Consider the following 9433-nt stretch of genomic DNA (forward strand, 5'->3'; position numbering starts at 1 on the left):
AGCGGTTTGACTTGATGACGGATCCATATGCATATCCGGCCAATCATCCTCGCCGAAGAAAATGCCGTCGGCCTGCAGCATTCGGCCGTTGCGCACATCGATGAAGCAGGGCAATAATTCCGTCAGCGTGAAGCCAAAAGAATATGCGAGATCGAGTGATTCACGAATGAGCATGCTGCCTTCGTAAAGCGGAACGAAAGATAACTCGAGTTGCATGCCGACGCAGCGCTCACCCACCGTCGATTTGCTACCGGCGAGCGCTTGTCTTTCAAAGCCTTGAACGTCGATCTTGAGAAAAGTTACATCGCTTGGCGACAGCAATTCTGGCGTCAAGGAGTCAAGCCGATATATTGGCACTTCCTGGGTGCCGATGTAATTTGCTGGCGGAAAGGCGTCTTGATGGCTTTTCAGCATGGGAAGGACTGAACTGCTTAGGCCGGCGTTGCCTGCAACGTTTATTGATGTTGTGCCGTCAAAATCGCCGATTGCACATTGTCGACAATCCCAGAGCGGATCCTTTGCCGCTCTCCTTTCCAAAAGCTTAAATGGTTTCGATAAAGGTTCGAACGAGATGATGCGCCCCTTATAGCCCGCCTTGCGGAGGCCTACGGCGTATTGTCCTGCGTTGGCGCCGACGTCAAATACGACGTTTACGTGACGCGATTCGAGTTGCTTCACGAAGTGGCGTCTCGAGCTCCGCTCAGAATAAAGACTGAGCGCTGTATAGAGCATGGCCGCGACGTCGATCTTGGAGTCCTCGAAGCCAATGACGCGGGCGATGACCCAACGAGGGTCGAGCGCGACTCCGTATCTCTTCAGCTTGTCTACGGCCCTACGCGCCATCAACCGAGCGCGGTCAGACGAATGCACCGCGTAACGCTAACATCCGAATACCTTGAGCTCGACCCTGACGGCGGACACCTGGTTGGTCGTACGGATTGATCCGGCGGGGAGGATGTCCGTATGTCCGGCAAGGCAAAGCAGTAGGGCCGTCCCGGAGTTTCGCAAAGGACTGTCAGACTCTGATCGGAACCCGTCGACCGTGCCAGACGGACGGCCGAGATCGGCCGCGGCCAAGTGCTGGGTTCGTGCATTGCATGTGCACCGCTTCGACCGGTGGTGCTGGCGGGAAGCTTGAACCGGTGTCACCGCGGGGAACCGGCGCAGCTTCAACCCGCTTGCCAATCTCAAGGCATCGCACGCTGGACGCTGCGCGACCGGTACGCTACGACCCCGTGACCGCTTACTTCTCGTACTCCTCCATCCGTCGCTTCGTTGCGACTGCACTGGGTACGGCACCCGCAGGGCAGTTTGTCTGGGGGACTTTGTCTGGCTTTGGAGCAGCTTGCCGCGTTGCAACAAGGTGGGGCTTATGACCGCCAAGCTATTGAACTCGATCAAGGGCTTCCTTTTTAACTCGATCAAGACCATTGTTCTTTTCCTTCACGGATCCGGTCCCGCTGCAATCGGCAGACTTGAGTACCGGCTGAGGCCAGCGCGTACCAGCTGGGGCGGTCCAATGAATGGGCAGGCCGGCCGCGTAAAGCTTTGCCGGCAGATTTTCGCGGAGTTGCCGCCTGCGGCGATCGTGGAGACCGGCACCTTTCTGGGGACTACCACGGAGTTCTTCGCCGAATTTGGCGTTCCGGTGTATACGGCGGAAGTGAAGCCGCGCTATCACGCCTACTCCGACCTACGATTCCGTCCAGTTAGTGATCGGGTCCATGTAGTGCTAGCCGATAGCCGGGTCTTCCTGCGCCAGTTGGCTGCCGATCCGTCGTTCCCGAAAGAGAAAATCTTCTTCTATCTCGACTCACATTGGTATTCAGATCTGCCGCTATTGGAAGAGATCGACGTGATATTCGGAACGTGGAAGCGGTCGATCATTATGATCGACGACTTCGCGGTACCCGGCGAGCCTTATGCCCACACCGACGATGGACAGGGTGCGGACCTGAATGGTGAGTATCTCGACGCCCTGGGGCGCACCGATATGTTCCGGTTCTATCCGTCTCTGCCGGCGAGCCAAGAAACTGGCTATAAAACCGGTTGCATCATCTTGTGCAACGATCCCGAAACGCAATCCCACCTCAGTAAGCTGGAAACGCTACGGCCGGGCTGACATCCACGGGTGGGCAGGTGAGTGCTCCACGTCGCAAGTCATGAAGTGAAGCTTGGGGCCACCTTTGGTCGCTAGGAATTTTGACGGATGGTCTGGTCTCGGACTGTGCAAATCCGTTGCGCGAGTGGGTCGTCGAGGCGCCGACACCATGCGAAGCGGGCGCTAGCCAGGCGCTTCGATCTCGCCGACGGCGTGGTTCGGCCGCAGGCCGCCTATTAGTGCAGGACGCCGCCGGCGATCTCCGGTGTCAACCGCGGGCTAACGCGCGGTCGGCCAGCGCTCCCATTACCGGCGCCAACAGCTCGGAGTACTCGAACGTCACGTGATTCCGGTCGAGGTATACGAGCGTGTTGCCTACGATGACCGGGCACCGGTCAGCCGTGCAGAACAGCGGGGTGAGCTCGGCGTACTCGCCTCCGGCGGCTTTGGTGGCGGCGGACTCACTCGCGATGCCGGGTCCGTTCACCGCCGTCGACCTCGGCGGAGAGCAGGCCGTCGCGTCATCGAGGTGTTCGGATAGGCATGGCACCACTGAGTTTGGATCCGGGATCGGTCCAAGCACCAGCACCTCCGCGCCGGTGCCGCGCAGCTGCCGTACCAGGCGGGTCAAGCTCTCAATCCAGGCCGGGTCGTATGACGTGATACCCGACGGGTAACCGTAGGCGTCGCCGTATTGCCGCCACATGCTCACCACGACCAGCCGCGGGTGCCCAGCGTGTATTCGGTTCATCATCTCGCCGCGCCATTGTTGGCACTCGGTGTACTCCCGGTGGAGTAAGGGGTTGGTGACGGGCAAGTCAATCGGCGGGCAGCCCGCCTTAGCCAAAGTCTCCAGCCGCCAGTGCCGCTGGGTGGCGACCCGCTGAAACGCCAGACTCCACATTGCGGCATTCGAGTCGCCGACCAGGGCCACCGTCGTCGCCGAAGCGGTGTCTCCAGTCGCACACGGTGGTTGTTCGACTTGGTAAAACTGGCGCATACAGCTGTTGAGGAACATGGCCGGTTTTTGGGTTTCTGCCTCGGCAAGCGTTGGGTCGAGGTTCGACGGTACGGCTTTCGTGTCGGCAGACGCCGCGACCGCGGCCTGCACTTGCGCGAACGCGTCCTGCACCGCCGCGTCGTACGCATTCACGCTGCGGCCCATGGGAAGAGGTGCTGCAGTGACTGCCAGCGTCGCAGCGGGCGTGCCCCGGCCGACTGGTAGGGGCACCAACACCAGTAACACCACTCCCGCACAGACCGCTACTGCGGTGGCGACGCCGCCAAGGGCGAGACTGCGCATGGGAGAGCGGCGTATGGGAGCGGCGAATCGCAATGGATTCTCGATGAGATGCAGTGTGAGCACGGCCAACACGAGGGAGACGAGGGCCGCCGTCAACCTCCCGGGCAGCCCCAGCGGGTGGCCCAGCAATGGCGGTGCGAGCAGCAACACAGGCCAGTGCCATAGGTACCACGAGTACGACACCCGGCCGATCGCCCGCATCGGCGACAAAGACAAGACGCGTCCAGACCCCTGAGATGCTGAGGCACAGCCAGCGCCGATTACCAGCGCCGTGCCCACCACCGGCAGCAGCGCGGCTGTACCCGGGAAGAGCGTGTTCGTGTCAAACAGGGTGCAGGCCAGCAAGATCAGCGTTAGCCCTCCCCATCCAACGATCGCGGCCGGTAGTGCCGGTAGTCGGCGCCACTGGCCGGCCGTGAGGGCCACCAGCCCGCCTGCGGCCAACTCCCAGGCCCGGGTGGGCAGCGAAAAGAACGCCACGAGAGGGACCCAGTACGTGATTGCCAGTGACAGCGCAAATGACAACGCTCCGACCAACGCGAGGACTACCAGATACGGACGTTGCGAGGACGGGGCATCGGCCCGCCTGGACCGACGCACACGCCGGATCAGCCAAGCCGTACCGATAATCAAGAACGGCCACACCAGATAGAACTGCTCCTCGACGCCCAAGGACCAGTAGTGCAGGAATGGCGACGGCGGTGTCTCACTGAAGAAGTAGTCGTTGCCCTGAAAGGCGAACCGGTAGTTACTCACGTACAACGCGCTGGCGATGCCGTCGCCGATGACCGTCCGCGCCTGCAAGGGGGGTAACAGGAGGGCCGAGCCGACCGCCGTAACGACGCCTACGGTGGCGGCGGCCGGCAGCAGTCTGCGAGCACGCGCCCCATAGAACCGGCGCAGCCGGACAGTGCCGACGGTGCTTACGTCGCGCCAGAGCAGCCCGGTGATGAGGAAGCCGGAGATGACAAAGAAGACGTCCACGCCGACGTACCCACCGCTGACACCAGGCACCTCAGCGTGAAATAGGACGACGGCCAAGACCGCGACGGCACGCAGACCCTCGATATCCCGGCGAAATTCCTTTTGTGGCGGGCGCCGACCCTGCGTCTCCTCGATCGGGGTCGCGCTGTCGGCCTGGCGCAAGGTCTCCAACTTGGTAAGGGGGACACGTTCTCGGACAGACGGATTGTTACATATCGAAGCGGTGCGTTCGCGAGCGGATCTGGTTTCGACTGCGCCGCTTGTGGCGGGTCATGGCCTTCTTGGCAACTGGCCCTCTTGTCCTTCGTGACTCATTGCCTACTGTCTCACCAAACAAATGCTGGACCGCCAATGATTAGCGGCTGCTTCCCACGGGAAGTGAGCGGCAAGCTTCCCCTCGTCAAATGTTGAGGCTCGCTGACGATCTCACTCCACCGCCGCGCTTTGTGGATCTCGTACTGGTACCGGCGGGTTCGTTCTCACTACCACAAGCGGCGATGTGAGCCAGGAGCGATCATGCGTCGGATTGCCTGTCGATCCACTCGAGCAGCGCAGGGAGGCCGTCCGCAAGCACCCATTTCGGTCGCCAGTCGAGCTGGTTCTCCGCCGACTCGGTGGTGCAACTTGCGGCCCGGACGTCACCGTCGCGAAATTTCCCTACGACGGTCGGCTCAGGGGCGTCGCACATCGCGGCGATCTGGCGTCCAAGCTCGTGGATGGTGGTCGGGATGCCGGACCCGATGTCCACGCAACGCGTTCCCGGTCTTTGCACCGCTGCAAACAAAGCGTCGACCACATCATCGATGAAGACGAAATCGCGCACAATGCGACCGTCCTCATAGATTTCGATCGGACTTTTCTCGCGGGCCAACCGCGCGAAGAGAGCGACGATTCCGGTGTACGAATTCGTCAGAGACTGGCCCGGCCCATAGACATTCTGCAGACGCAGCACACTGAGTTCGGTGTCGTGCGCGGCCGTCCACGCCGCCAGGATGTGTTCCTGCGCGAGCTTCGTCGCCGCATAAATGTTGGTAGGTCGGGCCTGAGTTCGGCCTGCGCAACTTGGCACCGGCATCGCCGATGCACCGGCTGGCCCCTCCGGATCCCACTTGCCGGCCAGCAGTTGAGCATGGCTGCGCGGCGGCGGATAGAACATCTCTTCGCCGCTTTGCCAAGCGCCTTCCCCGTAGACGGCCCTCGACGAAGCCAGAACGAATTGATCGGGTACGAGTGCCGAACGGCTCAAGGCGTCGAGCAGCTGGGTGGTGCCCACGACGTTGACCGACCCGTGTCGTGTTGCCTCTGCCAGTGATTGGGCGGTTCCCGTCTCGGCCGCCAAGTGCACGATCTGGGACGGACGGAACAACCGAAGCACGGCATCACAGTCCGGGCCGTGGGTGACATCGCCGGTGAACAGCCTCACCGACGGCGGTAGGTCGATCTGGGCGCCGCCGCTGTGCACCTGCGGGTGCAGCACGTCCATCACCGCGACGTCGTAACCGGCTGTGACGAGACGACGCGCAAGTGCAGACCCAATGAACCCTGCGCCGCCGGTGAGAAGTACGGACGTTGACAAGCGCCGAAGCCTCCGGTTCGTCTGCGACAAGTAACTGACCGGCACGCTATCCGAGTGCCGCCGATTTCGATCCTATCCGGCCCGGACCCTAGAGTTGCTGGCGTCGACGAAAGCGTTGACCGCCGGTCAAGCCGGCTCCGGACGGGGGCGCATGAAACTCGGGCAAGTGTTCGATCCGCGGAACAACGCGCTCAATGCCTGGCGGCTGACGCTGGCGTTGGGGGTGATCCTGTGGCACACCTACCCGCTCACCGGCCGGACAATCTCGTACGAGCCGCTTCACCAGTTGCTGAGGGACGCATGGGTCGACGGGTTCTTCGCAATCTCGGGATTCCTCATCACGTCGAGTTGGTTCAACAACCCGCGTCTGCGCAGCTACTTCGCCGCTCGAAGTCTTCGCCTCCTGCCGGGCTTGTGGGTCTGCCTGGTCTTCACGGCGTTCATCGTCGCCCCGATCGGTGTGGCGATGCAGGGCGGCGCGAGTTTACGGCTGCTGGTCTCCTCCGCGCCGTTCGAATTCGTACTGAAAAACAGTGCAGTGGCAATACTCCAGCCCAAGGTTGGCGCCACGCCGTCGGGAGTCCCGTGGCCGAACGGGTGGAACGGCTCCCTTTGGACCCTCCAGTGGGAGCTCTTCTGCTACATCGGGATCGCAGCCCTCGGCGTACTCGGGCTTCTCACTCGCCGCTGGGTCATTCCAGCGGCGATGGCTGTTGCGCTGTTGGCGTCAGCGCTGGCACCGGCTTGGGCAATGTCCTTGCTCGAAGAACCTCAAGACTCGCAGCAACAGATCGATCCCAAGACTGCCATGCTGGTGGTGGGCGCCATCGCTGCACGCTTCGCCGCCATGTTCTTGGCCGGCGCCCTGCTGTACCAACTTCGGGATGTGATTCCTGCTCGATGGTCGCTCGTCGCGTTGTGCGCGGCCCTTGTGCTCGCGGCGAGTCTGATGCCGAATTACCGTGTGATCGGCGCTATTCCGTTGGCTTACGCGATCATCGTCTCCGGTGCCCTCCTTCACAACAAGCGGTTGCGGTTGCGCACGGATCTCTCATACGGCGTATACATCTACGCATTTCCTGTCCAGCAGCTATTGGTCATCGGCGGGCTGGCCAGTTTGAATCCCTTCGTGTTTGCGATCATTGCGGCCATCGCCACGTTGCCGCTTGCCGTGCTGAGTTGGTTTCTGGTCGAGAAACCTGCGTTGTCTCTGAAATCTCGGTTCAAACGAACGAGCGCCGCCCCGGCAGATACGCATCAGCCTGTTGGAGAGGGTTCCAAGTAAGCGGGGATCGACCGCCATTCCAACTAGGAGCGTGGGCGGGTTGGTATCTTGGCAAAGCCGATGAGCCATCGTCGTCGCCTCCGGAAGCGTCTGGCTCCTAGGTTGACCGAGGAGCTAGGGGGAGACCTGGATTGAGCGAGCCGTCAAATCAGCGATTCAAGGCCAGTGAGCGCAAGCGCGATACGCACCCGACGCGGCCTGACCGACATCTTGGAGGTGGACCGGTGACGGCAGCCGATAAGCGGCCCGTCGATCGCACGAACCTTCATCGCACGTGGAGGGTGATCCTCGTCGGCATCGGGCTTCTGGTGGCCGTTGCTTGCTACTTCTTCTTTCCTATTTTCTTGATCGCGATCGGCTGCCTTCTGGTGGTGCTCTTATGCGCTCGCTTGGCCTATCGAGATCGCGACCGATTCATCCCGAACTTGTACACCGGTGACACCAAGGTCTACGACGACGCTTATCGGGGCTTCATCCGCAACACGCTGTCGGATATTCGCCAGCGCAAAATTCGGGGCCACACGCTGTTGTGGGAAGCATCGCAGTTGGTGCCGACACGTCCCGAACAGTCTGCCGAACTGGTTCTCGATCTCGGCGTATGGATCGGCTGGTCGACAAGGCTGACGTCCGAAGCTTGCCGCCGCAAGGTCTATGGCTTCGACACCTTTTCTGGGTTGGTCGAAGACTGGCAACTCGAGAATCAAGTCGTCAAACGTGGAACTTTTTCGCTCTCAGAACCATTGGCGCAGGGTGCGCTGCGATTGACCGGCGTGAAGCTGCAAGACGACGGCACGCCATCTACCCTCGGTCGCAACGTGCAGTTCATCAAGGGCAGCACCTATGAAACATTGGCCCCTTTCTTGGCCGAGCACCCAGGCGCGCCGATCCGGCTTTTTCACATGGATTTGGATACCTACGAGAGTTGCCTGCACGCCTTAGAAACCTGCAAAGATCACTTCGTCGAGGGATCCATCCTGGTTTTTGACGAATACCTGGTCACCAGCGGAGAAATGCGCGCATTTCACGAATTCCAGAGCCGGTACGAGTTGGAATGGCGTTATCGGGCGTGGGGGCTCGAGATAATGGAAATGAATCTCGAGATGATTGTTTCTCCGTGGAAGCGCTCGATGTATTACCTCCTGTGGATAGCAATGCATTGGCTCATCGGTGACGGCCGTTACGTGTGGCGATTCTTTGAACGGCCGTTCTGGCGATTCTGGCTGGGCGCCCCAGTGGGCGACATCGCGTTCATGCTCGGCGCCGCAGGGCAACGTAAGTCCGTGAGTCTCGAGATCACGGGTCTCGGCAAGCTCGACCCGACTCGAAGAGTGTGACCGGTTGGCGATGAGGGCCAACCCTGCGCCAAGCGCGGAAAAATAACTCAGCCGAATCGAAAACGGCAGTCCGCCCGATGTGTGGCGGATCTGCGCAGGCGTCGGCTCACGGAAGCGGGGTCCCGACCGGAGCGTCGCCGAATCCGTCCCACGGCGGACGCGCCGATGTCCGTGTCCCTGTATTTGAATTGAACTACCAGCGAACGGTTCGTTACGAGGACGTTGCGATCGTCGCAAGCGGTCGCCGATGAATGATTTCATTCGAATTTGTGAGGTCGATGAAGACATCATCGCTCGTCAAATACCCAGTTGCGGCGTGGAGCCACAGTTTGGCATGAGTAGCGCGGTCAAGGTATTGTTCGCTCTGGGCGTCGGGGAAACGTTCGTCTAGCTCGGAGGGCCCGCGCCTGTTCAAAAGCAAAAAGCGATAATTTCGTGTGCATCGTCGCAGGTCAGGGGATCGGGAGCCGCCATTGTTCGACTCCGTAGTCTCGGATCCACTGCAGAACTGCTTAGGGGAGCCACGTTGGAAGACCCGCTAGAAACTTTGCCGATCTTGGTACCGGCCCGGATGGGCCGGCAGTAAGGTTTGAACGGCTTCACTGATGTCGACTATCAGTCTGGAGGACTGTGAGCACCAATCCGTTCGATGACGACAAGGGCAGTTTCCTCGTTCTGGTGAACGACGAGGAGCAACACAGTCTGTGGCCGACTTTTGCCGATGTGCCAGCCGGCTGGCGGGTGGTTTACGGCGAAGCGGACCGCGGCGCTTGTCTGGACTACATCGAACAGAATTGGACCGATATACGACCGAAGAGCCTTCGCGAGCGGCTCTCAGCGGGCTGAGGTC

Annotated in this window: 6 protein-coding genes and 1 pseudogene; 4 read left to right on the top strand and 3 right to left on the bottom strand. The window is 60.9% G+C overall.

Features of this window, described 5'->3' with window-relative positions; all coding sequences use genetic code 11:
• Nucleotides 1-42: 42 nt before the first annotated feature.
• Nucleotides 43-732: pseudogene (locus tag AU187_RS05995) on the bottom strand (FkbM family methyltransferase); the annotation flags it as partial.
• 640 nt (nt 733-1372) lie between these two features.
• Here AU187_RS05995 and AU187_RS06000 point away from each other — a divergent pair.
• The gene (locus AU187_RS06000; RefSeq protein WP_156442324.1) at nt 1373-2122 is read left to right on the top strand and encodes an O-methyltransferase; all 750 of its coding nucleotides are present in this window, start codon (nt 1373-1375) and stop codon (nt 2120-2122) included.
• Between the two features lie 247 nt (nt 2123-2369).
• Here AU187_RS06000 and AU187_RS06005 read toward each other — a convergent pair whose 3' ends face one another.
• Both AU187_RS06005 and AU187_RS06010 read right to left on the bottom strand, forming a co-directional pair.
• Nucleotides 2370-4550 carry an acyltransferase family protein gene (locus tag AU187_RS06005; RefSeq protein ID WP_156442325.1) on the bottom strand — a complete coding sequence of 727 codons (2181 nt, stop codon included), beginning with the start codon at nt 4548-4550 and terminating at the stop codon, nt 2370-2372.
• Between the two features lie 352 nt (nt 4551-4902).
• A complete protein-coding gene (locus AU187_RS06010; RefSeq protein ID WP_059166386.1) occupies nt 4903-5964 on the bottom strand; it encodes an NAD-dependent epimerase/dehydratase family protein in 1062 nt (353 codons plus the stop codon).
• Nucleotides 5965-6115: 151 nt separating this feature from the next.
• Between AU187_RS06010 and AU187_RS06015 the strand changes: the two genes are divergently transcribed.
• The 3 genes from AU187_RS06015 to AU187_RS06025 all read left to right on the top strand — a co-directional run bounded on the left by AU187_RS06015 (nt 6116) and on the right by AU187_RS06025 (nt 9429).
• Nucleotides 6116-7249, top strand: coding sequence for an acyltransferase family protein (locus tag AU187_RS06015; RefSeq protein WP_059166387.1), 1134 nt, complete (start codon nt 6116-6118; stop codon nt 7247-7249).
• A gap of 224 nt (nt 7250-7473) precedes the next feature.
• Nucleotides 7474-8583, top strand: coding sequence for a class I SAM-dependent methyltransferase (locus tag AU187_RS06020; RefSeq protein ID WP_059166373.1), 1110 nt, complete (start codon nt 7474-7476; stop codon nt 8581-8583).
• 630 nt (nt 8584-9213) lie between these two features.
• Entirely contained in the window at nt 9214-9429 is a 216-nt protein-coding gene (locus tag AU187_RS06025; protein WP_059098218.1) for an MbtH family protein, read from the top strand.
• Nucleotides 9430-9433: the final 4 nt, after the last annotated feature.

Source organism: Mycobacterium sp. IS-1556, assembly GCF_001499985.1.
Lineage (GTDB): Bacteria > Actinomycetota > Actinomycetes > Mycobacteriales > Mycobacteriaceae > Mycobacterium.

Excerpts from the sequence above, each read along its gene's own strand:
- AU187_RS06000 (WP_156442324.1), top strand. The coding sequence starts at position 1,373 with ATGACCGCCAAGCTATTGAACTCGATCAAGGGCTTCCTTTTTAACTCG.
- AU187_RS06015 (WP_059166387.1), top strand. The coding sequence starts at position 6,116 with ATGAAACTCGGGCAAGTGTTCGATCCGCGGAACAACGCGCTCAATGCC.